Genomic DNA, 23822 nt, shown 5'->3' on the forward strand with positions numbered 1-23822 from the left:
TGGAAGCTGAGGTCTGAAAAGGGAGGGCTAAGAAAAAAGGTCTGAATATTTTATGTAAAAAATAAAAGGACCCGAAGGCCCTTTTGTTTCCTGGAAAAGTAAAATCTTAAAGATATTTACTGACAGGAGCTCGCTTCCCAGTACTGCGGCGCTGCAGCCGGAGACCACCAGTTGGGTCCGAAGGTAGAGACGTATACCTGGCCTTCGAAAGTTACCTTATCGCCAACTTCGTAGCTCGCATCACCCGCGTAGGGCTGTTGGAACACTGGGCAGGAATCTGCCGAGCCCTCATCGCCATTGTTGCCATCAGAATTTCCGTCTGTGTTGTCACCGGAACCGTTATCTGTATTGTCGCCAGATCCATTATTGGTGCCGCTGTTATCGTCTGACCCTGTACCGGAATCGTTGCCAGAGTCGCCGCCGCTTGTTTGACAGGTGGTTTCACTCCACAGCGATGGTGCCGCACTCGGAGACCACCAGTTTGGCGCATGAGTGGATTCGTAGGCGACACCTTCGAAGACAACAACATCACCGACCGCATAGCCTGGATCGCCAGCATAGGGCTGCTCAAACGCTTCGCAGGCAGAGTTTCCGGTGCTGCCGCTATCGCCAGTGTCTCCAGTATTTCCTGTGTTGCCGCTATCGCCGGTGTCACCCGTATCTCCGGTGCCCCCGGTATCACCGGTATTTCCAGTGTCACCCGTGTCGCCAGTACTTCCAGTGTCTCCGTTGTCATCATCATCCCCAGAGCTCGATCCGCCTTGCCCGAAGACCTCTAGCGCCGCATCCAGAAGTGGGTATTGGTATTGGTTATTCTCGCGCAGCATGCCGCCCCTGAGCTGCCAGATCATCACACCGCCCAGATCCTTCTCGACCACGTAACGGGAGCGCTCGGCGATTGAGGTAGTGTCCTCGAAGGAAATGAAGCCGCCATCCGGGAACCAGCCATAGTGAGTGACTGCTTCTGGGTCGTAGGCGGTCTGGAATGATGCGTCGCTCTGCATTTTCTCAACGATCTGGTAGTAACGCGTCTCGGTGTCGGAACCCCAGTGAGCGACATCCTGCCCCGATGCGGCTTCGCCGATCGCGGTGGCGCCGGCGACACTGCGGCCGTAGTGGGACATGCCCAGGATGATTTTTTCTGACGGGATATTGCCTTCAGTCATCCACATATTGCGGCAGCTGTCCGCGTCGAAGCCCTCATTGACTTGGCCGGCATAGGGGTAAAGTGGCGAGGTGTGCTGGGCTACTGAATCCCAGTCGCCACCGAAGTCGTAGGTCATCAGGTTGACGTAGTCGAGTGTTGCGCCGACCTCGGCGAAATCGTAGCCCTCTTGCGCAATCGATGGGCCGCAAGCGACGGCGGCGGTTAGCTCCAAGCGCTTGCCGGTCTCGGCTTCTACTTCATCGAAGCGCGCACGCAGCTCCTTCAGTAGTGTGGTGAAATTTTCTTTGTCGATCGAACGGCCACCGTTGGCTGCATAGCCCGGATATTCGAAGTCGAGGTCGAGTCCATCGAAGTCCCAGTCGGTTAGCAGGGTTACCGCATTTTCGATAAATGCTGCACGTGTGTTGGCGCTTTCCATCATCTCAGAGACTTTATGGGAGAGCGTCCAACCACCTACGGAGAGAATCGCCTTGGCACCATCGTCGTGTACCGACTTTACGAAACCGGATTCGTGATCGTTCCAGCTCTGGCAGACTGCGTCCTGCTTGCTTGCATCGTACTGGCTGTAGGGATGCCAGAACGGCGGTGAGCATTTGACCGGACCATTGCCGGCGCCGCCGGAAAAAGATTGAGCCCCCATTCCGTAAAAGACATAGGGATCAGTAAAGTAGATGGTGCCCTCTTCGTCATTCCAGGCAAAGGCGTATTGCACATGGGTCAGTTTGGAAAAATCCACATTGTCGTGGGTGAAGGAGGAGTCGGCCCAATACTCCCAGTCGGCCCAGTAAGCAGAAACACGTTTGGTTTCCTGGGCGCTGACATTGGCACTCAGTAAGAATGCCGCAGCAAGTGTTGCTACTTTTTTAAATCCGAGTCCGCGCTCATTGCGGCCCCCCTCCAACATCCCTGTTCGATCCTGAAATTGCAGGAAAGAAAACATTACAGTGACCTCCCATGGGCCTTAATTACGATGAAACTTAGCGTTATAGAACTAAACTTTATAGTTGAGGAAATTGGAAAAAAACCGGGGGATAAAAGTTCCATCTGAAACTGAGAGTACCATCGTGACTAGATCATTTTTCCCGATAAATTGTGCAAGAAAAGTGAAAGAATCAAGATGTAAACCGCTTTTTACAGGATAAAATCAGTTTCTATGGCATAGGGGTTAATGTGATAAGTATCTGGTGGTGATGGTCGAATTATTAGAGTTATTTAAGAATTAATTTTTATGATGTAAGCAAAAAAAATAAAAATAGTATTGGTCTGGATAATACCCAAGGGCAGTTGCCTAGGTGTCGTTGTCAGCACTTTCCAAAAATAAATAGCAATAAACGCTGGCTGCCCGGATAAAGTATTTTTTTCTAGTTTGCTTAAGTTTTCGGTGTAGGTTGTCACCAAGTGTAAAAAATTAAAAAGGGCCCTACAGGGCCCTTTTTAAGCTGAAGAAAATTTTAATTATTTCTTCGTGCGTTTACGCATATTTTCCTGCAGGATTTTTTTGCGTATGCGGATATGGTTGGGAGTCACCTCAACCAGCTCGTCCTCTTCGATAAACTCCAGCGCCTGCTCCAGGGTATGGCGGATGGGCGGAGTGAGGGTCAGGGCTTCGTCGGTGCCGGCGGCGCGAATATTGGTGAGCTGCTTACCCTTGGTGGGGTTTACCACTAGGTCGTTGCCGCGGGAGTGGATACCGATAACCTGGCCTTCATAGATATCTTCGCCGTGGCCGAGGAACAGGCGTCCACGGTCCTGCAGGGCGAACAGAGCGTAGGCCAGAGTCTTACCGTTCACCATGGATACCAGTACGCCGTTGATGCGCTTGGCCACTTCACCCTGTTTTACCGGGCCGTAGTGGTCGAAGATGCTGGTCATGATGCCGGAGCCGCTGGTCAGGGTCAGGAACTGGTTGCGGAAACCGATCATGCCGCGCGAGGGCACGATAAAGGTCAGGCGCACACGGCCTTTGCCGTCCGGCTCCATATTGGTCAGTTCGGCTTTGCGCAGACCCAGCTCTTCCATAATCGGGCCCTGGTGCTGGTCTTCAACGTCGATCACCACCTCTTCGTAGGGCTCTTGGATCTCGCCGTCCACTTCTTTCTGCACCACTTCCGGACGGGAGACGCCCAGCTCGAAGCCTTCGCGACGCATGGTTTCGATCAGTACCGACAGGTGCAATTCGCCGCGACCGGATACGCGGAATTTGTCCGGGGAATCACCTTGCTCAACGCGCAGGGCTACGTTGTGGATCAGCTCTTGATCCAGGCGCTCCTTGATATTGCGCGAGGTAACGAACTTGCCATCCTGACCGGCAAAAGGCGAGTCGTTCACCTGGAAGGTCATACTCACGGTGGGCTCATCCACGCTCAGGGCCGGAAGGGCCTCCGGAGTGTCTGGGTCGCACAGGGTATCGGAGATATTCAGTTCGCCCACACCGGTAATACACACAATGTCGCCGGCGCTGGCCAGTTCCACTTCGGTGCGCTCAAGGCCCAGGTAGCCCATCACCTGCAGAACCTTCGCCTTGCGGGAGTTGCCTTCGCGGTCCAGTACCACCACCTGCTGGTTGGGGGCCAGGGTGCCACGGGTGATACGGCCAACACCGATAACACCGACATAGCTAGAGTAATCCAGGGCGGAAATCTGCATCTGGAAGGCGCCTTTTGGGTCTACCTTGGGCGGCTCAACCTTGTCCACGATCATCTGGAACAGCGGCGTCATATCGTCGGCCATATCGGTATCGTCTAGGCCGGCGATGCCGTTCAGAGCGGAGGCGTAAACAACCGGGAAGTCCAGTTGCTCATCGGTGGCGCCGAGGCTGTCGAACAGGTCGAAAACCTGATCCATCACCCAGTCTGGGCGTGCGCCGGGGCGGTCGATCTTGTTGATCACCACGATGGGGTTGAGGCCCTGCTCAAACGCCTTTTGGGTAACGAAGCGGGTTTGCGGCATGGGGCCGTCCACCGCATCTACCAACAGCAATACGGAGTCGACCATGGACAGTACGCGCTCTACCTCACCGCCAAAGTCGGCGTGCCCTGGGGTGTCGACGATGTTGATGCGGTAGTCGTTCCAGCGAATGGCGGTGTTCTTGGCGAGGATGGTAATGCCGCGCTCTCTCTCCTGGTCGTTGGAGTCCATGACCCGCTCGGCGCCTTCGTCGCGGCGGTCGAGTGTGCCGGACTGGGACAGCAGCTTGTCCACCAGGGTGGTTTTGCCGTGGTCTACGTGGGCAATAATCGCAATATTGCGCAGATTCTCTATCACTGGGGGCCTCTGGGCGTTAAATCTTGGTAAATCGGGGCGGGGGCCTGCGGGGTTTCTACAGCAGCATTCCGGCCAAAGGCGGCGATTATAGGGGGGCCGCATGACAATTGGGAGTGATTTTGAGTAAAAAATCACCGGTCGCGTTCAGAATGGCGACCAGAAGAAGAGAGCAGGTAGGGCGCGGGCGAATCTGCCGCCCGCGCCGGGCAATTACTTCTTGATGCCGTCGGGGCGGTGCGGGATCTGTGGGCGCAATACGCCCACATTGCGGAAGCCTTCATCCAGCAAGTGAGAGGCATGTAGGCGGCTCATCACGCCGCGCGCACAGTAAAGCAGGTACTCGCGCTCCTGATCCAGCTTGGCGAAGCTGTTATTGAGGCGGTAGAAGGGGATCGTCTCTACTTCAACGCCCTCTAGCTCCAGCGGGTCCATTTCTTCTTCATCCGGGTGGCGGATATCGATGATTACCGCGTTGCCGGCCTCCTCACGGATCTCCACTTCCGGCGCCTCGCCGTCCACTTCTTCGATGACCTCGTCGATATTCTGAATCGATCGGTTGCCGATGGCGCGATCAAGGATGGTGAAATCGAAGCGGTTTTCCTCGGATTCCACTTTTTCAATCTTGGCGCGGGTGGTGGGTTTTACCGAGATAACACCGCAGTACTCCGGCATATTGGCGGCGAACTCCTCGGTGCCGATGGCCCGGGAGGTACGGATAATATCGGTCTTATCGGTAGTGATCAGTGGTCGCAGTACCAGGGTGTTGGTGACGCTATCGATTACTGACAGGTTTTTCAGGGTCTGGCTGGAAACCTGGGCGATGGCCTCACCGGTTACTACTGCATCCACTTCCAGCTCTTTCGCGATAACGTCTGCGGCGCGCAGCATCATACGCTTGAGAATCACGCCCATGTGGGAGTCGTCTACGCGTTCGAGAATTTCTGCCACCACTTCGTCGAAGGGCACGGTGACAAAACGCACCCGATGGGAGGCGCCGTATTTGTTCCACAGGTAGTAGGCCACTTCCTTAACGCCCAGTTCGTGTTGGCGCCCGCCCAGGTTGAAGAATAGGAAGTGAGTGCGGATACCGCGTTTCATGGTCAGGTAGCTGGCCACGGTGGAATCGAAACCGCCGGAGACCAGCGACAGCACCGGGTCCTGGGTACCCAGGGGGAAGCCGCCGAGGCCGGGGTGCTGTTCCTCGATCACGTTGAGTTTGTCGTGGCGGATCTCCAGCTTGACCGTGATATCCGGGTTTTTCAGTTTCACTCCGGCCGCCCCGGTATTCTTGTTGAGGCCGCCGCCTACGTACTGTTCCACATCGAGGGATTTAAAGTCGTGATCGCCGGTGCGTTTTACCCGCACGCAGAAGGTCTTGTCCTTGAGGGCTGGGCCCCACACCGACAGGGTCTTCTCGTACATATCGTGCAGGTCGCCCAGGGGGAACTGGCGCACGCGGGAGAAGTTGGCAATGCCGGGGGTGTGAGAGAGCACCTCTTCAATGCGGCTGCCAAGGTGGGCCACGGCGTCCGGGGCGATCACATCGATCTTTTCCCAGTCTTTGCGCACCTGGATACGGTCGTCCAGCTGGCGCAGCAGGCGCTGTAGGTTGTCCTTGAGCTGGCGCGACATACGTTTGCGCACCGGATTGCTCTTGATGGTGATCTCGGGAAAAAATTTGACGACAAAGTGCATGGGAATCCGTGGGGTACCGCATGTTGATAGAAGGTGCGGCATTATAAACTAGCCGGACGCAAGTTGGTTGTGCACTGTTTGTGAGCAAGTTGGAGTATAAATGTGCCATTGTGGTGCATTTAGTTATGGCTGCACAGCCACAATACATCTATCCTGCCCCAGTCGGCCCAGTACTGGGGCCCGCACCGGCACCAGCCGCCGCTGCGACGCCACTGCCCTAATTTGGCACACTCTTTGCTTTATTTCACGCCAGGTAAAGAGCGAATGCCAGCAGTATAGGCATAGCGACCAAATACTTTTCAAGACCTGGAGGACAGCAATGTCAGCGAAAACGCTCGGTTTGATTAATGAGAGTGAGGCTAAGTGGATAGATCTGCGCTTCACCGACACCAAGGGTAAAGAGCAGCACGTATCTGTGCCCGTGTCAGAGATTGACGACGAGTTCTTCGAAGAGGGCAAGATGTTCGATGGCTCCTCTATCGCTGGCTGGAAGGGCATTAACGAGTCCGACATGATCCTGATGCCGGATGACGATACCGCTTTCCTCGATCCCTTCACCGACGAAAGCACCGTAATTATTCGCTGTAATATCGTCGACCCGATCACCGGTCAGGGCTACGAGCGCGACCCGCGTTCCATCGCGCTGCGCGCCGAGGAATACCTGAAGTCCACCGGTCTGGGTGACACCGCATTGTTCGGCCCAGAGCCCGAGTTTTTCGTCTTCGACGATATTACCTGGGGCGCCGAAATGGGTGGCGCCTTCTACAAGATCAACTCCGAAGAGGCGGCTTGGTCTTCCGGTCATAACTTCAGTGAGGGCAATATTGGTCACCGCCCCGGAGTGAAAGGCGGTTACTTCCCGGTGCCCCCGGTTGACTCCCTGCACGATGTGCGTGCCGCTATGTGTTCCGCTATGGAGCAGATGGGCTTGCGTGTTGAAGTACACCACCACGAAGTGGGCACCGCTGGCCAGTGTGAGATCGGCGTTGCCGCCAACACCCTGACCAAGAAAGCGGATGAGGTGCAGATCCTCAAATATGCCGTACACAATGTGGCCCACGCCTACGGCAAGACCGCGACCTTTATGCCCAAGCCGCTGGTAGGCGATAACGGCTCCGGTATGCACGTGCACCAGTCTTTCACTAAGGATGGCGTTAACCAGTTTGCCGGCGATGCCTACGCGGGCCTGTCCGAGACTGCCCTGTACTACATCGGCGGTATCGTGAAGCACGCGCGCGCCCTGAATGCGATCTGTAACGCATCTACCAACTCATACAAGCGTCTGGTTCCTGGCTTCGAAGCCCCGGTTATCCTGGCGTACTCCGCGCGCAACCGCTCTGCGTCTATCCGTATCCCTTACGTGACTTCTCCTAAGGGCAAGCGTATCGAGACCCGCTTCCCGGATCCGACCGCCAACCCTTATCTGGCGTTTGCTGCGCTGTTGATGGCGGGCCTGGACGGTATCAAGAACAAGATCCACCCCGGCGATGCCGCCGACAAGGATCTCTACGATCTGCCGCCGGAAGAGTTGGCCGAGTACCCGACCGTTGCGGCGAGTCTGGAAGGCGCCCTGGATGCTCTGGATCAGGATCGTGCCTTCCTCACCGAAGGCGGTGTATTCACCGACGACGCCATCGATGCCTACATCGACCTGAAGCGCGAAGAAGTAGAGCGCTTGAACATGACCACGCACCCGGTCGAGTTTGATATGTACTACTCCGTGTAATGGCGAGCGGCATCACGCCGATGCCGTCGAGTCGTTCTCGAAAAGCCCGCACCCTACTGGTGCGGGCTTTTTTATTGGAGGTACACTGATCGGGTTGGTTGCTTTTGCCGTCTATGGTCGATTTTGTATCTCTTGGACCCAAAAGCCTGCCCCTTTGAGACTGCGGCCCCCGTATTGGGCTGAGACAAGGACTACCGCTTCGCGGCTGAGTGAGTGATGGAAAATATGAAACTGCTTCAGGCCCTTTTCCTTGCTGTTCCCCTGGTGGCCTTTGCCGGCACCGATGGTGGGAATACCCCCAGTACTATTTATAAGGTCGTCGGCCCCGATGGTCAGGTGACTTTCAGCGATACGCCACCACCCAATGGGCAGGCGCAGGAGGTGCAATTGGCTCCCATCAATGTTCAGCCCATTGCCCTGCCGCGAACCCTGCCAACTCGCAAATTGTCTCCAAAAGATGAGACTGACACCGGCAAGGAGGGCTATACAGGCCCGGTTTCTATCCAGATAGTGAGTCCCCTGGATGGCGCCACCATCCCGCCGGGGCAGCGCTTTATTCCACTACAGGTAGACGTGCAGCCGGTGTATCCAGAGGGGGCGAGTTTCTTTGCGGTGGTCGATGGCAAACCCTGGCAGGGTAGCTCTTCTGGAGCGGGCCTGGATATCTCCCTGCTCGAGCGCGGCACTCATACTGTGCAGGCGGTACTCACCGACTCCAAGGGCCAGGTATTGGCACAATCTCAGGTGGTGACTCTCTATGTGAAACGTCCGGGTGGCAGATTGCCTGACAACTCGGCACCGCGTGCACCGCAAGCCCCCAGGGCTCCGGTTGGGCCGGGTATCCCCCAAGCCCAGCCCAGCCCCTAAATTTGCCCCGCCCTCAACGCCCTCACCGATAACTTCTTTTTTGGTGGGGGTCGCCGTTTTTATCCTTGCTGGTTGAATTTTGTTCTGCGCACTAAAATGGTGCGTATAGGGGTAAACTATCTCAAGTGCTTCGGTGCATGTGTCAGCTGAATCGTTTAAAACCCCTAAGACCAAGTGGGTTGAGTAGTGCCTCCCAATAATTCCGTGCGCCATTTTGGTTTGCTTTTTGCACTGGCTAGATACAAGGGGTTATCGCGCCGGGCATAGGAGATTGTCCTGGCCCCTCGATGAAAAGCGGAAACGATTGAATGCTCAATGATCGCCAGTTGCGTCAGCTACTAGACAGCCTAACTTCAGCGGTACTGGTACTGGATGACCAGTTATCGCTTTGCTACCTGAATAATGCCGCCGAGGATCTGTTGGCTGCCTCCAATGCACGGGTTGAGGGTATACCTCTGCAGGAGGTGGTGAGGGAATCTAACGCCGCACTAAAAGCACTGCACAACGCGCTCCTCACAGGGGAAAAATTCACGGTGCGGCGCGCCCACTGGCGCTTGCACAACCTAAAAACGCGCACCGTAGATTACTCCGTCAGCCCCGTACCGGAGCTGGGGGTGTTGCTGGTGGAAGTGCAGCCGATGGATCGTCTGTTGCGCATTGCGCGCGAGGATGCGTTGCTCAGTACCCAGGAGACCGCACGCAACTTGGTGCGGGGTATGGCTCATGAGGTAAAGAACCCCCTCGGAGGGATTCGCGGTGCCGCACAGTTACTGCAGCGCGAACTGCCTGACGCCTCCCTGGAAGAGTACACCCAGATCATTATCGAAGAGGTGGATCGCCTGCGTAATCTGGTCGATCGACTACTGGGGCCCCGCCAGCCGGTACAACTGGTGCCCAGCAATGTGCACGAGATCCTAGAGCGGGTGGCACAACTGGTCGAGGCCGAATGTGGGGGTGAACTACTGATTCGCCGGGATTACGACCCCTCTATCCCCGATGTGCCGGCAGACCCCGAGCAGTTGATCCAGGCCTTGTTGAATATCGCCCGCAATGCCATGCAGGCCATCGATGAGAGTATTGGTCTCACCAATGGTGAAATGGTGCTGCGTACGCGGGTACAGCGCCAGTTCACGATTGGTCGGCGCCACTGCCCGCTGGTTTGCCGTATCGAAATAGAAGACAACGGCCCCGGTATTGCCGAGGAGATCCGCGAGCGTATTTTTTTCCCGATGATTTCCGGGCGCGCCGAAGGCTCGGGACTGGGGTTGTCTATCTCGCAAAACATCATCAACCAACACCGTGGCTTAATTAAATGCGACAGCCGACCAGGCCGCAGTGTATTCCAGATTTATCTGCCACTTGTTACCGAATCAGCCAATACAGGAACCTAGAGAATGAGCAATCGCGTTTGGATTATTGACGACGACCGATCAATCCGCTGGGTACTGGAGCGAGCGCTGTCACGGGAGGGGATTGAGACCCAGTGCTACGAGAGTGGTGATCGCGCACTGGATGATTTTTACAGCGACTCCCCGGATGTGGTGATCAGTGATATCCGCATGCCGGGCTCCGATGGCTTCAAATTACTGGAGAGATTCCAGGCGGAACGGCCGGGCCTGCCGATTATTATCATGACCGCGCATTCGGATCTCGACAGCGCCGTGGCTGCCTATCAGGGTGGGGCCTTCGAATATTTACCCAAGCCGTTCGATATCGACGAAGCGGTAGCGGTTACCCGTCGCGCGCTGGCACACGCCAAGGAACAAGCCCAGGAAGAGCGTGCGGAGCCGGATAATGGCGCAAGCAACAAAGAAATTATTGGCGAAGCGCCGGCCATGCAGGAAGTATTTCGTGCTATTGGGCGCCTTTCTCATTCCAATATTACCGTGTTAATCAACGGTGAATCTGGAACCGGTAAGGAGCTGGTGGCTCAGGCCCTGCACAATCACAGCCCGCGCCGTAACAAGCCGTTTATTGCCCTCAATATGGCCGCGATTCCCAAAGACCTGATGGAGTCGGAGCTATTCGGACACGAGAAGGGTGCCTTTACCGGCGCCAGCGCTCAGAGGGCGGGTCGTTTTGAGCAAGCCAACAGCGGCACCCTGTTTTTGGATGAAATTGGCGATATGCCGGCGGATACACAGACGCGTCTGTTGCGTGTGTTGGCAGATGGTGAGTTTTATCGAGTAGGTGGCCATACACCGGTAAAAGTGGATGTGCGTATTATCGCTGCCACTCACCAGAACCTGGAGGAGTTGGTGCGCGAGCATAAATTCCGCGAGGATTTGTTCCACCGCCTGAATGTGATTCGGATTCATATCCCGCGCCTAGCGGACAGGCGCGAGGATATTCCACGGTTGGTACGTCACTTCTTTAATGCCGCCGCCGCCGATCTCGGCGTAGAGCCGAAAATTCTCAGCAAAGATGCGGAGGAGTACCTCTCCGGTCTCGACTGGCCCGGCAATGTGCGCCAGTTGGAAAATACCTGTCGCTGGATTACCGTGATGGCCTCCGGCCGTGAAGTACATATTGAAGACCTTCCGCAGGAATTGCATCAGCAGGGTAATGAAATCGAAACGCCACTGGACTGGCAAAAAGCCCTGCGTATCTGGGCCGATCAGGCACTGAGCGCCGGGCGCAAGGAAATTCTCAGTGAGGCCGTACCGGCCTTCGAGAAGGCCCTGATAGAAATCGCCCTAAAGCACACCGCTGGACGCAAGCGGGATGCTGCGGACCTACTGGGTTGGGGCCGCAATACTCTGACGAGGAAGTTAAAGGAGTTAGAAATTAATGGAAGTTAAGAATTTCTCAGCGCTTAACTTAAGGAAAAGCTTTATAAATAGTTAAGCGGATATTTCTTTTAAATCTTAATCGCTGAATAAGTACATACTTTTTTTGGCTTCTCTACCAATATTAATTTATTCCACTTAAATGTATTGATAGAAGCCTGGAGAAAGTTCATGACTGCTGATGAGTTAAGTGTTCTCGATAGTGTGCCATTCCTATTCTGGGTAAAAAGTAGAGATGAGCAGTATTTATGGGGAAATCGAAAAATTTGTGAATTGGCTGGTGAGGATGTAGTGGGAAAGACCGATGACCAGCTGGTTTGGGCTGAAAATGCCTCAGCACTGAAGGCGGCAGATATTCGTGTTTTTAATTCCGGTAAGCCAGATTATTTACTTGAGCATGTGGTGAAATCCAGCAAGGGTGAGGAAACCCTTAGCGTTTGTAAGTGGCTCGATGATTTTGAGGGGCAGCAGTGTTGTTTTGGGATCTCTTTTGTTATCGAGTGACTTGAGGTTTGTTAGAGTGGGGTGGTCAAATTGGTAGTGGCCCCGTAATATCCGTGTTGTTTTAGTTCAAGGTTCCTATTCTTGTTTATCATCCTAAGGTCGGTAATGTACAAGATTCTTGCCGATTTTGATTTGAAAGTGATTGTGGCTAAATCCCAGGACTCAATAGTTATAAGTCCTGGGATTCAACGAGCTTAAAGTATTTGATGAAACTAATTTTCTATATCGGTTTTTTTAAATCGGCCGATATAGCCGCCCCGGTAGTCTATCCTGCTGGAATCTGGGATGGAAAATAGAGCGTTTTGAGTCACTCGGATATAATAAAAATTCTCATCGATGTCTAGCAGCTCTGTGTCTCTCTCTCTCCATAAAACACATTCTTCAGATTGTCCTTCACAAGAGGCTAGATAAGGAAGAGTTCCATTTTCTTCAGTGTCCAGTGATGGATCATAATAGTGCTTAGTTATTAGGGTATCATTCTCAACCTTTTCCCAGGAGCCTATTCTCGGGCTGATGCCCCACTTGGATTCTGTCAATGGTTGTTCCTGATACAACGTTTCGATATGAAAAATTCCGTTATCTTTATAGGTTAGTGCATAGTTATAGTCAGTGAGAAAGGGTGCATTATATTCAAGCCTAATAGGAGTGGGTATATTTTTAGATACTTTCTCCATCATAAATCCAGAGAATATTTTCTTTTTATCGGTATTAGGTTTATTGCCTATACCAATAAACCTCAGTGTTTTGTTGAAAAACCCAAGCGGAATGTAGCGGACTTCAGTGCCCCCCTCATACTTCACTCTTAGATCTTTATCAAAGGTGTATGAATATTTTTCACTGTTTTCTGAGGATACACCATAAACTATTTCCCCGGTGCTCTCAGTTTTATTGGTGAACTTTGCAGGAAATATGTCGCAGTCACAGTTTTTATATGTTTCTGGGTGATAAGAGGCTGCATAAAATTCCTCTGGTAGGGAGTCCCAAGGGAAAGTTAGCTTAGTGTCAGTTACATGAAAGTATCTGCTCTCAGTACTCTCGTAGTCCCCATCAGGGCCTTCACACATACCTTTAAAATCGATTTTTACTATTTGGCTATAAGGTGTTGTGAAAGCATGTTTTGCTTCAAACTCTCTATCCCGCATATTTACGCAGCTCTCTTCTATATAGTATTCCCATGTAGAGTCTCCGATGAGAGAGCCGCTTATATTGCCAAATTCATCCGTGCTTAGAGTAAACTTTCCTACTTCTGATAAGTCTGCTGATCCACTAGTTTGGTGTTGTGTGCTTAGCTCAATGAGGCCGGTATCTAAAATGGCATCTGAATCAGTTCTTCTTGTAGAGAAAATTATTTCTTCAGATGCATTGAGTTTGTAGCTTTGATCTCGCAAATATTTATTTTCTAGTAAATGATTAATAGATTTTAAATAGATATCATGAGTATTTTTGCTTTGATTAATTATATCTTCAGATTTCTGTATGGAAAATTGAAAGTCTTTGATGAAATCTTTGGTATTGGAGTATTTATCAACAGGAAAATAGTAGTTGTTTTTATCTGTTGTGGCGCTAGAAATAGTGGCCTTCATATAGGCGGCTAGCTGTATGGCTTCATCCAGTGGGACTTCGAAAGTATATTTTTTTAAATCCTCGGCTGAAGTAATGAGTTCTCCATTGTTTGCCAAGTCAATAAGGTCTGCCATGACACCAGTGAAAGTTCCTACTGCAAATGCAGGGTTATTATTTAAATAACTTACTTCATTGTTAATGGCTTTATCTTTTATGTCTGAAAATGATCCGGCATATGAGCGGAATTCGAAATCCCAGTCGTTGGGCATAGAACCCTTGGCCGAAAAAGTTACCAGTTCATTTTCGTGACTAGAGTCGACTTCAACACTAAATTCATTATTATTTTTTTGATCGGCAATATATTCTTTCTCACCAATTCTGACAGTTACGACAGGAAAGTCTTTAAAGTCCTCGGTGAAAATACCATGTAGAGTGATTGCTGATGGGGAGGAGGGCTGGCCTGTGGTGTCGCCCCCGGTTGAAGGTGTGGATGGTGTAGATTGACTTGGGGTTGGCTCAGATGAATCGCCACTTTTGCTTCCACCTCCACTGCATGCACTAATTAATACTGTAGAAATAAGTAGTGTTCTATAGAGGTTGGTTATCCTTTTCATACATAAACTTCCAGTTGGTCGTGAAAAATTTTTCGCATAATACATTTTTTATTTAAATATTCATCTTTGATGTTGGTACGACGGTGCTTCTACTTGTGTAGTTGGATATGGCGTTAGTAGGTGTATCAGCGTAGTGACCGTTTGTGAGTCTTTACTATGGCTTCTGAGATTTTTTTAAAATATTTCTCTGAACTATGGGTGTGGGGAAATTATGGAAAAAGTGTTTTTATAGATTGCTTAATCTGAGAGTTATAAATTGTGAAATGATGAGGGAGCCAAATAGGTAGCAGTCATAGATATGTGATGATTGTGTTAAGCTGAAGGCTGCTTGAATGTGTTGAGCTTTATCTAGTTGGTGCTTTTATAAAAAAGTCTGGGGTCTTTTGAGGTATTTAAAGTTGACTCGATGATATTGAGGGGCAGCAATGTTGCTCTGGAGTCTCTTTTTTATTGAGTGAATTATTCAAAGACAGTTATAAAAATCTGGATTTTATAAGCAATCCGGAGCTTCCCTGGCAAGCAACTTAATTACTGTTCTGCTCTTTCTGCTTTTTCCACGCCGAGTTTCTCTAGATTTTTGACGATATCCTCAGCCGTAGTGGCGGGGTTGATATCTCTGTCTATTTTCAGAATGGTGCCATCTTTACCTATGTATACATTCACTCGCCGGGCGAGTTTTATAAAGGGTATTAAGACATCGTAGGCTTTGGCGACTTCTCCCGTGGGGTCGCTTAGTAGGGGGAAGTCAGCAGAATTGTACTTGGCAAACCGGACTTTCTCATCGAGTTCATCGGTGCTAGCCATAAAATAGGCAACGTTAAAGGAACGAATTTGCTCACCGTGTTTAACTAGGGATCTACATTCTATTGTGCAGTTCTTGGTAAAGACTCTGGGATACCAGGCGATTACTACCGCACTTTTTCCAACGTAGTCCTGTAGCGAGTGGGTTTTTCCATCTGTGCCCTTTAAGGAGAATTCGGGAGCTTTTTGCCCGACCTCTAACGCCATCAGCGGTACGCTGAGTATTATGGCGACAATCAGGGTAAGCCAATATTTCATAGGGTCATCCGCTCCGGCAAAGGTGGCGTCTATGCTATTGCCGCTGTGTGCTTCCAACAATTATATGACGCTTGCAGGGTGAGGACCCTCTGTAACTGTCATCTTTGCCAAGAGTGACTGAATAGTGCCCACTGTGTGAGCCAGACTTTTCTGATATGGAGGGCGAGGTCTTATGCATTTGTGCGATAAGGCTTATGGACTTTCCTTGTCGCTGCTTTACCTGTTTACCGTGTGGCTAGTGTTCTTCACCCTGGCTTTGGGTGTCTATTGGGGATCCAATATTCTCGACGACATCGAATCCCCTAACAGCGGTGTTGTTGCAGCTACCCAACGTTTGTGGCGTTTATTTTAGCCTTTTCCTTCAATATGACTTCGGATCGTTTTAATGAGCACATGACGTTGCTAGTGCGGGAGGTCAATCTCCTCAAGCGTGTCTATCTGAATGGGATTTTTTGGAAACAGGATGAAGGTGATCGCGCGCGTGAGTTGATTGCAGAGTATCTAGACCTTCGTGATTTTTATCCCTTTATCCCTTTATCCCCGTAAGTACGGTAGATATTGCGCGCAGTGAAGAGGTTCTCAGAGAGTTTTGGCAGTTAGTACAGAATCATATTATCAGACGCTATAAGGCCGACTATTTGCGAGCTACACCGCGTCAGATTGGTGGTAGGGCTGCCGTAGTGAGAATTCCCGCACTGCTGTGGTTGGCACTGTACTTTATGACTGTACTAGCAATGCTTGTTATTGGTTTTTAGTTGGGAACTTGCCGTGCTGGTTAGGATCGGGTGGTGCTGGCTATGGCGCTGACTTTCGCCAAGATGATTTTGTTGATTGCGGATCTAGACAGGGTCGATGGGGAAGTGCAGATGGTGGATTAGGGACCGATGAGTAAGCTCAACCAGTGTCTCAGGGCGCTGCGAGAAGACCGGTCCAGAATTCTCGCAGCGCACCAATAATAAGAGGGTCTTAATTACGCATTATCTTTTTTATGCTGCATCAGCATATCTTTGCTTTCCGGTTTAGGGGGCATCAGCATATCTTCCGGATGGACAAATTCCCGCATAAAGATTTCCCAGAAAGCCAGAAACAGGGCTGCTAACAGGGGGCCCATGGCGAAGCCACTGATACCAAACAATATCAGGCCGCCCACGGTGGAAAATAGCACCAGGTAATCTGGCAGCTTGGTGTCCCGCCCCACTAGAATAGGGCGCAACAGGTTGTCGACCAGGCTGATAACGGTAAACCCATAAGCTAACAGAATGGTCGCCTTAACCGGCTCACCGATACCGTACAGATAGATCGCTGCGGGAAACCAGATGAGTGCTGCGCCAACGGCGGGTAACAGCGACAACAGGGTCATCAGTACGCCCCAAAGCAGTGGCGCGGGCAGGTCGAGGACCCAGAAAATAATACCGCCTAAGCTGCCCTGGGTAATCGCGACAACCAGATTGCCTTTAATTGTGGCGCGAGTGACTTCGGCAAATTTGGCCAGCAGTAGATGCTCGCGCTCATCCCCAAGGGGCAGTGCATGAATGATTAAATTGACCAGCCTGTCGCCATCGCGAATCAAAAAGAAGGTGAGGTAGAGCATCAGGCCGAGCATGACAAAAAAGTTAACGGTGTTCTGCCCAACTTCTATGGCATTTTTTGCAATAAAGCTGCCGGCATTCATCACGCCACCGAGAAGGCGCTGTTTTGCCTCATCGATGTCTACACCGATACCCTCGAGCATATCGTTCACTCGTGGGAAGGCATTGCGCACTTGCTCCAGGGATTTAGAGACATCAATTTGCCCTTCCTGTACCTTTTGATAGAGGGTCACTGCTTCATTGATAAAAGAAGTGGCCACCACCAGCACCGGTATTACCAACAATATGACGCACATAAAAAGCGTCAGCAGAGCCATAGAATTGGGGGAATTGGGAAAGCGCTGCATCAACAGCCGGTATACGGGATAAAAGATCAGAGCGATGGCACAAGCCCAAAAAATTGGCGTAAAGAAGGGCTTAATCAATACTAAAAAAGCTATTGATACTAGTATCAGCGAAAGAATAAATGAGCGCCTTTCTAATTTTTCCTGCACTGGGATTCCCTCTACTTCTGCAAAGCCCTGTGGTATCGGGCGCCTAATTTGCGATCTATCTAAGCAGAAGCTGGGGGGATTTACCAGCGCCTGTAACCGCAGGTGTCAACGTGAAAGCGGATACCTTTATAGATTCCCAGCCCCATATTCCATTCCTTGCCTTTGTGCTTGTGGATATCTCTCAAGACAGGAACCAACTGCTCGCGGGTAAATTTATTTTGCGGCACTACGTCCAGGCCACAAAAGCGCAAATGTTTACTGCCTTTGGAGCCACCGGCCTTACTGTTGTAACTGGTGGTACGCCAGCCGGAGACCACTGTAACAGGGCCGATACGCGGTACTATCTCCCGCTGCAGCACCCTGAGGGTGTAAATCATTGAGCCCCAGTTTTCCACCGGAGGAATAGCGAAAGGGGGCTCATCCAGATCCCGCCAGTCGCTGCCCTGGCGCAGGAGCTCAAACGGGCTTACTACCTGGTCCACTCGGTTGATCTGTAGAAAGTTCTTTAACTTGTCGAACAGAGCCTGGTTTGCATTTTGTTTTAGGAAGCGGCTGAACACTCGCTCGGAGGCAGCTGGGTAGCCCTGGATATCGTAAACCTCGGGGATCCCCGGCAGCGGCAGGAGTTCGATAGGGCTGATGAGCCGTTCTCCCAGATCCCGTGTTTTCTCCGAGGTGAATAACAGCACAATAATAATGGCGATGAGCAGTAGCCCTCCCAGAATTATTAACCTGCGCCGTTGGTTTCGTATATTGCCCGTCGGACGATCACTGTTGTCTTGTATAGCCATGCTTCAATCCACCAGTTGCCATGTGCGGTAGCCACAGGTGTCGATATGGAAGAGCAGCTCTTTACCGAGACCCAGGCCGAAATTGCTCTCTGGACCCAGGCGTGCATGCAGAGCTTGTAGTTCTTCCGCGAGTTCACCTTGGCTAATGTGGGAGGTTGGAATCAGGTCGAGGGCGCAGAATGCCCGGTGGCGAGATTTGTCGGTGTGTTCCAGCTCGCGGTTGTAGCTGTCGCTACGGAAGCCGGAAATTACCGCCACTGGACCGATTAAAGGCACTATCTCATCGCGCAGTAGTTTCAAAGTGGAGACCATGTTGGCCCACTCACCCTGCGGCGGAAGTGCGAATGGTGGCTTCTCGAGCTCCAGCCATTCGCGACCCTGGCGTAGGAGGTTGCTCACTGCAGTCACTTCGCCTACCCCTTGGCTCTTTAGGTAGTCACTGAGTGCCTGTACCCGCGTACGGTTTTCACCATTGCGTAAGAAATGATTGAAGCTCTCTTCACTGGCGATACGATAACCGCGGGTTTCGACATAGGGTTTCTCCTGCGACTTCAGCCATAGCCACAGCCACAATGCAGCCAACATTGCGGCGAGTAGCAGCGTCAGGCTGGCCACCACCACAAAATTGATTCGCCGGCCGGGCGGCCGGTGGGGGTAGAGTGTCCTGAAGCGGGTAAAAGAGTTGCCTTCAGTCATGGGGTGCGGCTACAGCTCCGAAATATGCCTGAGACATGAAAGTCTTCGTGCCGACGCCTATTTCGTCGGCGCTTCTTTAAACACTATAGCCGCAAAAATCGACCTCTTACTGGGGGATTGAAAAACAAAAAAAGCCCCGGCACCTTGCGGTGGCGGGGCTTTTGCGCCTCTAAAAGAAGGCTATATCCAGACGATCAGGCCTTGGGACCGGCGTTTTTCACATCATCGCTGACATTGAATTTTTCAATGTTTTCGGCGAACAGCTTGGCCAGCTTACCGGCTTGGTCGTCGTAGGCAGCCTTGTCTTCCCAGGCTTCGCGCGGGTTCAGGTAGGACTTGTCGACGCCCGGTACTTCCAGAGGAATATCCAGGTTCAGGGTTTCCAGATGCTCGGTGGCAGTACCTTCCAGTGCACCGCTCTGGATAGCCGCAACTACTGAGCGGGTTACAGGGATCGGGAAACGCTTGCCGTTGTCACCAGAGCCGCCGGTCCAGCCAGTGTTTACCAGGTATACCTTGGAGCCGAAGTCCTCGATGCGCTTCATCAGCAAGTCCGCATATTCACGCGGGGCGCGCGGCATAAACGGAGCGCCGAAGCAGGTGGAGAAAGTCGGGTGAATACCGGCCTCTGCACCCAGCTCGGTAGAGCCTACGCGCGCGGTGTAGCCAGACAGGAAGTGGTATGCCGCAGCCTCTTTGGAGAGGATGGATACCGGGGGAAGTACACCGGATACATCGCAGGTGAGGAAGACGACGTTCTTCGGCTCGCCGGCGCGGTTTTCCAGCTGGCGCATCTCTACGTGCTCCAGCGGGTAAGAGCAGCGACCGTTCTCGGTGAGGCTGGTGTCACAGTAGTCGGCGGTACCATTCTCGTTGGTGACTACGTTCTCGACGATAGCGCCGAAACGAATAGCGTCCCAGATTACCGGCTCATTCTTTTGGCTCAGGTCGATGGTTTTGGCGTAGCAGCCACCTTCCATATTGAATACTGCACCTTTGCTCCAGCCGTGTTCGTCGTCACCGATCAGGTAGCGCTCAGGGTCAGCGGACAGGGTGGTCTTGCCGGTGCCGGACAGGCCAAAGAACAGGCAGGTATCGCCGTCTTTGCCAACGTTGGCGGCACAGTGCATCGGCATCACGTCTTTTTCCGGCAGCAGGAAGTTCTGCACGGAGAACATCGCCTTCTTCATCTCACCGGCGTAACGCATACCTGCCAGCAGCACGCGGCGCTGGCCGAAGTTGATGATGACGCAGCCTTCGGAGTTGGTGCCGTCGCGCTCTGGCTCACAAACGAAGTTGGGAGCGTGCAGGATGCGCCACTCTTCCTTCGCCTTGGGGTTGTACTTTTCGGCGCGGATAAACATGTTGCGGCCGAACAGGTTGTGCCAAGCGGTCTGGGTAGTTACGACAACCGGCAGGTAGTGGTCTTCGTCCTGGCCGACGTGCAGATGCTGCACGAAGGTGTCGTCACCGGCTACAAATGCCTCTACGCGGTCCCACAGTGCGTCGAACTTGTCCTGTGGGAAGGGGCGGTTCACATTGCCCCAGGCGATGCTATCGGCGGTGGAGGGCTCTTCTACAACAAAGCGGTCCGCTGGGGAGCGGCCGGTGCGGGCACCAGTTTCAGCCACCAGCGCGCCGGTGTCGGAAAGTTTACCCTCGCCGCGCTTAAGAGCCAGCTCTACCAATTTTGCTGGTGAAAGGTTTTTATAAACCAGCGCGGTGTCGTCGATCTGTGCCATTCGTCGATTACCCGTGAATGTTATGTTGGATAGTAAAAAATAGGAGCCGTCCAAGTATTAGACAGCCAGGCAAAATTTGGGGGGCGCATTATGGCAAAATTCAAAATAAGCGGGTAGCAAACACGGTCACTTTTTGCGCTTTGACAGCGCTGTCACCCCAAATTAAGGCATTTTGGATTCATAAGATCTATGTAGTATTTTTACCTTATAGATTTTGTGAATTTTTGTGTTCTAAGTTGCGAATTGCCAGTAGCTGAGGCTGCTCAGCACTGGCAATAATTTCCCTAGTGCAGGGTGTGGGGTGGGGCATTGAGCAGTGACTCTACCTGCTCGCGATCAAAGCGGTATTGGGCATTACAAAACTGGCAATCACTGACGATTTCGCCATTTTGTTCTTCCAGTAATTTGTACACGTCTTCAGCACCGAGAGAGACCAGGGCGCGTGCGCTGCGCTCCCGTGAGCAACTGCATTTGAAGCGAATAGTGTCGGTGCCCAGGGTAGCCGGTTTCAGCTGGTGGAACAGGCGGTGAATCAGCTCGTCGTGGGGCACGTCGAACAGCTCTTGAGGGGTCACGGTATTTGCCAGGTGCAGGGCGGTTTCCCAGGCGTCGCTGTTATCCTCAGCGCTGGCGGCATTATTGCCGGGTAGCACCTGCAGCATAATACCACCCACGTTGCTGCCATCGCACTCCAGCCAGAAGCGTGTCTCCAGTTGTTCCGACTGGGCAAAGTAATCCTCCAGACACCCGGCCAGGCTCTCTTTTTCCAGTGGGACCACCCCCTGGTAGCGCTCGCCACGTTTGGGCTCCAGAGTGATAGCGATGACACCGCGAGGGCCGATCATATCGCTCAGGCTGGCCTCTTCACTGATTTGGGCGCCACCGGCGACACGGGCAATGCCGCGCAGATCACTGTGGTGGGTACACTCGGCCATAATCAGCGGCACATCGCCCTCACCGCGGGCCTGCAGGCTCAATATGCCCTCGAATTTCAGGGTGGTGGAGAGTAGGCAGGCGGCTGCGAGAAACTCTCCCAGCAAATGCGCTACCGGTGCAGGCAGTGGATTGTGCTTGAGCACTTCGCGGTAGGCGTCGGTGAGGGTCACCATCTGCCCGCGAATATCGTGTTGGGAAAAGATAAAGCGTTCCAGCTGATCGGACATAGATCGAGTGCCTCGGTATTAAAACCGCGGGATTTTAGAGGTGGATATGTCTAAATGGTAGCCGGCGCGGGTAATTGTGGCGCCGGCACCGGATACTAAGGTTGGCTGGGGAAGGGTTACCCGCAGCGATTGGCGATTTCCCGCTTGAGCTGTTCGGCCATTCTCTGGCGCTCCCGCTCTGAATAGCGCACCTCTTTGCCACTCTTGTCGATAAAGGCCACCCGTCCATTAAGTGAACGCAGGCGCTGGCGCGCTTTCGTGCAAATACGCTGTTGCTCCTGTTGGCGTGCTTGTTGCTCTTGTTGCTGGCGCTGCTGGTATTCCCGCTCGGGGGCAGTGGCCGAGGAAGTGATCAGACTGCGCTGAACCCGAGTGGCCTTGGCAGTATTGATTGGGCCCAATTGTCCGGAAATATCCTGGGCCTTGCCCTCGGCCGGGGGGCGATCACTGAAGTGCACACGGCCATCGGCATCGACCCAGCGATAGAGCTCACCGGCGCTGGTGTGGGCAGCCAGCAACAGGCTGCCAACTAGGATTCCTCTCAGTTGTTTCACGGCTTCTCCATAGCCCACACAGCGGGCCTTACTCCTCTTTATTGGCCAGTCTGCTGAACAGCCCCTGCGAGTGGCGCTGGGGGATATGGTAGGTCTGCAGAATCATTGCCTCTTGTTCTTGAGCTTCGGCGTGATCTAGCACCATACGATAGCCGGAGCGATCGCGCAGCTCTACAAAATTCTCTTTGTTGGTTTCCATCAATTGGGCAAACTCGTCGAAGTCCGCGACATTGTGGCCATTCACCGAATCGATAATCCAGTTTTTCCAATCGTGGTAACCCAGGTTGACGTTGGCGGGCAGGACCTTGAGCGCAACCACCAGCTCGCGGCGGCTCTCGTCACTCCACTGGTTGCGTGCATAGAGATAATCGATTGGCGCCTTGGAATGCCAGCTCTTGCCCCACCGTTTGATCAGGTTCATGTTCAGAGGCACGAAGACCACGCCGCCATAAATGTAATAGCGCGGCTGCTGGTCGAATTGCTCACCCACCACCAGGGCGCGGGAGGGTGGCGGTGCTGCCAGGGCCACTTGCGCACTTTTTTCTTCACCGTTGCGGGAAAAGCGCACCGGTAATTTGTCGCCGACATGATGGCGGTCCACCGCGTAATGGTAGTTAGTGCGCTGGTTTTCACGCCATTCGACGGTGCGATCGGCGGCAACCTCGAAGCCATCAACTTCCAGCAACACGTCGCCGGGTTGGAAAATTTCAGCAGCGGGGGAGTCGCTAAATACCTTGACGATCATTGCGCCGTCCTGGTCCTCGCTGAGACCGGCAGCCTTCTTCATTGAAGGGCTCTCCAGGCTCTGGGTCACCAGGCCCAACTCGGGGAAGCCCTGGTGTTCGCCGTCTTTGGCGTCTTCGAGTACATGGGCGATTACGCTGGGAGGCACAAAATAACCCAGGTTTTCGGCGCTCTGGTTGGTCTGCATGGCCACACCGACGATACGACCACCGGAAATGACCGGGCCGCCGCTATTGCCGGGGTTAATGGCTGCGTCGATCTGGCCGGCCATCAGATAGCTTTCGGCGTGGGCATAGTACTGGTGTTCCACCCTGGACAGTACGCCGCGGGTGATCGACAGGGACTTGCCGCCAATGGGGTAGCCGTACACGGTGACCTCTTCTTGCAGGTCTGGCAGTGTGCCCAGTGTCAGTGGGCGGGTGTCTTTGAAGAAACTGTCATCATCCACGGTGAGCAGAGCCAGGTCGGCGTCGTGGGAGACAAACTTCACTCGGGCGCGGAATTTCTTGGCGTCGCCGTGGCGTTGCACCTGAATAAAGCTACCGTTGGCCACCACGTGGGCGTTGGTGAGGATCTGCTTGTTGCGGATAACCGCGCCGGAGCCAGATAACTGCTTGGGGTTAAGCAACGCCCAGGGATTGAAGTAGTCCGGGGCGGCGGCAGTGGTGTAAATTTTGATTATCGAACGCTTGAGCTGCTCGTGTTCGCGGCTATCGGCGAGGGCCGTCTGCATTCCGAGCAGAAGCAGCAGGGAGATGGCGATCAGTCGTTTCATCGTGGCTGTTTTCTATCGGGTTAAG

Annotated in this window: 19 protein-coding genes; 7 read left to right on the forward strand and 12 right to left on the reverse strand. The window is 52.9% G+C overall.

Annotated features, from left to right (window positions below):
• Positions 1 to 116 precede the first annotated feature (116 nt).
• The 3 genes from ACJJIT_RS00110 to thiI all read right to left on the reverse strand — a co-directional run bounded on the left by ACJJIT_RS00110 (position 117) and on the right by thiI (position 6127).
• A complete protein-coding gene (locus tag ACJJIT_RS00110) occupies positions 117 to 2108 on the reverse strand; it encodes a glycosyl hydrolase family 18 protein (protein WP_444899567.1) in 1992 nt (663 codons plus the stop codon).
• A gap of 515 nt (positions 2109 to 2623) precedes the next feature.
• The gene (gene typA / locus ACJJIT_RS00115; RefSeq protein WP_252083725.1) at positions 2624 to 4432 is read right to left on the reverse strand and encodes a translational GTPase TypA; all 1809 of its coding nucleotides are present in this window, start codon (positions 4430 to 4432) and stop codon (positions 2624 to 2626) included.
• Between the two features lie 210 nt (positions 4433 to 4642).
• Positions 4643 to 6127, reverse strand: coding sequence for a tRNA uracil 4-sulfurtransferase ThiI (gene thiI / locus ACJJIT_RS00120; protein WP_252083724.1), 1485 nt, complete (start codon positions 6125 to 6127; stop codon positions 4643 to 4645).
• A 319-nt stretch (positions 6128 to 6446) separates the two neighbouring features.
• Between thiI and glnA the strand changes: the two genes are divergently transcribed.
• The 5 genes from glnA to ACJJIT_RS00145 all read left to right on the forward strand — a co-directional run bounded on the left by glnA (position 6447) and on the right by ACJJIT_RS00145 (position 12013).
• Entirely contained in the window at positions 6447 to 7853 is a 1407-nt protein-coding gene (gene glnA / locus ACJJIT_RS00125; protein WP_252086040.1) for a glutamate--ammonia ligase, read from the forward strand.
• A 225-nt stretch (positions 7854 to 8078) separates the two neighbouring features.
• Positions 8079 to 8720: a DUF4124 domain-containing protein gene (locus ACJJIT_RS00130; protein ID WP_444899568.1), complete on the forward strand. Its 642-nt coding sequence runs from the start codon at positions 8079 to 8081 to the stop codon at positions 8718 to 8720.
• A 308-nt stretch (positions 8721 to 9028) separates the two neighbouring features.
• Complete coding sequence (gene glnL / locus ACJJIT_RS00135; RefSeq protein ID WP_444899569.1) at positions 9029 to 10111, forward strand: nitrogen regulation protein NR(II); 1083 nt, start codon at positions 9029 to 9031, stop codon at positions 10109 to 10111.
• 3 nt (positions 10112 to 10114) lie between these two features.
• On the forward strand, positions 10115 to 11521 hold the full coding sequence (ntrC, locus tag ACJJIT_RS00140) for a nitrogen regulation protein NR(I) (RefSeq protein ID WP_444889123.1): 1407 nt from the start codon (positions 10115 to 10117) through the stop codon (positions 11519 to 11521).
• 159 nt (positions 11522 to 11680) lie between these two features.
• Complete coding sequence (locus tag ACJJIT_RS00145) at positions 11681 to 12013, forward strand: PAS domain-containing protein (protein WP_444887482.1); 333 nt, start codon at positions 11681 to 11683, stop codon at positions 12011 to 12013.
• A 212-nt stretch (positions 12014 to 12225) separates the two neighbouring features.
• Here the strand turns inward: ACJJIT_RS00145 and ACJJIT_RS00150 are convergent, their stop codons facing one another.
• Positions 12226 to 14190, reverse strand: coding sequence for a hypothetical protein (locus ACJJIT_RS00150; RefSeq protein WP_444899570.1), 1965 nt, complete (start codon positions 14188 to 14190; stop codon positions 12226 to 12228).
• 528 nt (positions 14191 to 14718) lie between these two features.
• The gene (locus ACJJIT_RS00155) at positions 14719 to 15249 is read right to left on the reverse strand and encodes a peroxiredoxin family protein (RefSeq protein ID WP_444883089.1); all 531 of its coding nucleotides are present in this window, start codon (positions 15247 to 15249) and stop codon (positions 14719 to 14721) included.
• 172 nt (positions 15250 to 15421) lie between these two features.
• On the opposite strand from ACJJIT_RS00155, the gene ACJJIT_RS00160 reads away from it, so the two are divergent.
• Together ACJJIT_RS00160 and ACJJIT_RS00165 are read left to right on the forward strand one after the other, a co-directional pair.
• Positions 15422 to 15601 carry a hypothetical protein gene (locus ACJJIT_RS00160; protein ID WP_252083717.1) on the forward strand — a complete coding sequence of 60 codons (180 nt, stop codon included), beginning with the start codon at positions 15422 to 15424 and terminating at the stop codon, positions 15599 to 15601.
• Complete coding sequence (locus ACJJIT_RS00165) at positions 15586 to 15795, forward strand: hypothetical protein (protein WP_444899571.1); 210 nt, start codon at positions 15586 to 15588, stop codon at positions 15793 to 15795. The genes ACJJIT_RS00160 and ACJJIT_RS00165 overlap by 16 nt, the downstream gene beginning before the upstream one ends.
• Positions 15796 to 16219: 424 nt before the next feature.
• On the opposite strand, the gene ACJJIT_RS00170 is transcribed toward ACJJIT_RS00165, so the two are convergent.
• From ACJJIT_RS00170 to ACJJIT_RS00200, 7 genes are all read right to left on the reverse strand, one after another.
• Positions 16220 to 17332 carry an AI-2E family transporter gene (locus tag ACJJIT_RS00170; protein ID WP_444883088.1) on the reverse strand — a complete coding sequence of 371 codons (1113 nt, stop codon included), beginning with the start codon at positions 17330 to 17332 and terminating at the stop codon, positions 16220 to 16222.
• Between the two features lie 80 nt (positions 17333 to 17412).
• Positions 17413 to 18123: a D-Ala-D-Ala carboxypeptidase family metallohydrolase gene (locus ACJJIT_RS00175; RefSeq protein WP_444899572.1), complete on the reverse strand. Its 711-nt coding sequence runs from the start codon at positions 18121 to 18123 to the stop codon at positions 17413 to 17415.
• A gap of 3 nt (positions 18124 to 18126) precedes the next feature.
• The gene (locus ACJJIT_RS00180) at positions 18127 to 18819 is read right to left on the reverse strand and encodes a hypothetical protein (protein WP_444899573.1); all 693 of its coding nucleotides are present in this window, start codon (positions 18817 to 18819) and stop codon (positions 18127 to 18129) included.
• Positions 18820 to 19013: 194 nt separating this feature from the next.
• Complete coding sequence (locus tag ACJJIT_RS00185) at positions 19014 to 20561, reverse strand: phosphoenolpyruvate carboxykinase (protein ID WP_444883085.1); 1548 nt, start codon at positions 20559 to 20561, stop codon at positions 19014 to 19016.
• Between the two features lie 284 nt (positions 20562 to 20845).
• Positions 20846 to 21724, reverse strand: coding sequence for an Hsp33 family molecular chaperone HslO (gene hslO / locus ACJJIT_RS00190; RefSeq protein WP_444899574.1), 879 nt, complete (start codon positions 21722 to 21724; stop codon positions 20846 to 20848).
• Positions 21725 to 21840: 116 nt separating this feature from the next.
• Positions 21841 to 22278 (reverse strand): DUF4124 domain-containing protein, encoded by a 438-nt coding sequence (locus tag ACJJIT_RS00195; protein ID WP_444899575.1) that lies wholly within the window; start codon positions 22276 to 22278, stop codon positions 21841 to 21843.
• A 28-nt stretch (positions 22279 to 22306) separates the two neighbouring features.
• The gene (locus tag ACJJIT_RS00200; protein WP_444883082.1) at positions 22307 to 23797 is read right to left on the reverse strand and encodes a S1C family serine protease; all 1491 of its coding nucleotides are present in this window, start codon (positions 23795 to 23797) and stop codon (positions 22307 to 22309) included.
• Positions 23798 to 23822 lie beyond the last annotated feature (25 nt).

This window comes from Microbulbifer mixtoriginis (SeqCode), from assembly GCF_052467515.1.

What these genes read in the sequence shown, in the direction of transcription:
- ACJJIT_RS00175 (WP_444899572.1), bottom strand. Translation starts at nt 18,123, where the DNA reads ATGGCTATACAAGACAACAGTGATCGTCCGACGGGCAATATACGAAAC.
- ACJJIT_RS00200 (WP_444883082.1), bottom strand. Translation starts at nt 23,797, where the DNA reads ATGAAACGACTGATCGCCATCTCCCTGCTGCTTCTGCTCGGAATGCAG.
- ACJJIT_RS00155 (WP_444883089.1), bottom strand. Translation starts at nt 15,249, where the DNA reads ATGAAATATTGGCTTACCCTGATTGTCGCCATAATACTCAGCGTACCG.
- ACJJIT_RS00160 (WP_252083717.1), top strand. Translation starts at nt 15,422, where the DNA reads ATGCATTTGTGCGATAAGGCTTATGGACTTTCCTTGTCGCTGCTTTAC.
- glnL (WP_444899569.1), top strand. Translation starts at nt 9,029, where the DNA reads ATGCTCAATGATCGCCAGTTGCGTCAGCTACTAGACAGCCTAACTTCA.
- ACJJIT_RS00150 (WP_444899570.1), bottom strand. Translation starts at nt 14,190, where the DNA reads ATGAAAAGGATAACCAACCTCTATAGAACACTACTTATTTCTACAGTA.
- thiI (WP_252083724.1), bottom strand. Translation starts at nt 6,127, where the DNA reads ATGCACTTTGTCGTCAAATTTTTTCCCGAGATCACCATCAAGAGCAAT.
- ACJJIT_RS00110 (WP_444899567.1), bottom strand. Translation starts at nt 2,108, where the DNA reads ATGTTTTCTTTCCTGCAATTTCAGGATCGAACAGGGATGTTGGAGGGG.
- glnA (WP_252086040.1), top strand. Translation starts at nt 6,447, where the DNA reads ATGTCAGCGAAAACGCTCGGTTTGATTAATGAGAGTGAGGCTAAGTGG.
- ACJJIT_RS00145 (WP_444887482.1), top strand. Translation starts at nt 11,681, where the DNA reads ATGACTGCTGATGAGTTAAGTGTTCTCGATAGTGTGCCATTCCTATTC.
- hslO (WP_444899574.1), bottom strand. Translation starts at nt 21,724, where the DNA reads ATGTCCGATCAGCTGGAACGCTTTATCTTTTCCCAACACGATATTCGC.
- ACJJIT_RS00130 (WP_444899568.1), top strand. Translation starts at nt 8,079, where the DNA reads ATGAAACTGCTTCAGGCCCTTTTCCTTGCTGTTCCCCTGGTGGCCTTT.
- ACJJIT_RS00185 (WP_444883085.1), bottom strand. Translation starts at nt 20,561, where the DNA reads ATGGCACAGATCGACGACACCGCGCTGGTTTATAAAAACCTTTCACCA.
- ntrC (WP_444889123.1), top strand. Translation starts at nt 10,115, where the DNA reads ATGAGCAATCGCGTTTGGATTATTGACGACGACCGATCAATCCGCTGG.
- ACJJIT_RS00180 (WP_444899573.1), bottom strand. Translation starts at nt 18,819, where the DNA reads ATGACTGAAGGCAACTCTTTTACCCGCTTCAGGACACTCTACCCCCAC.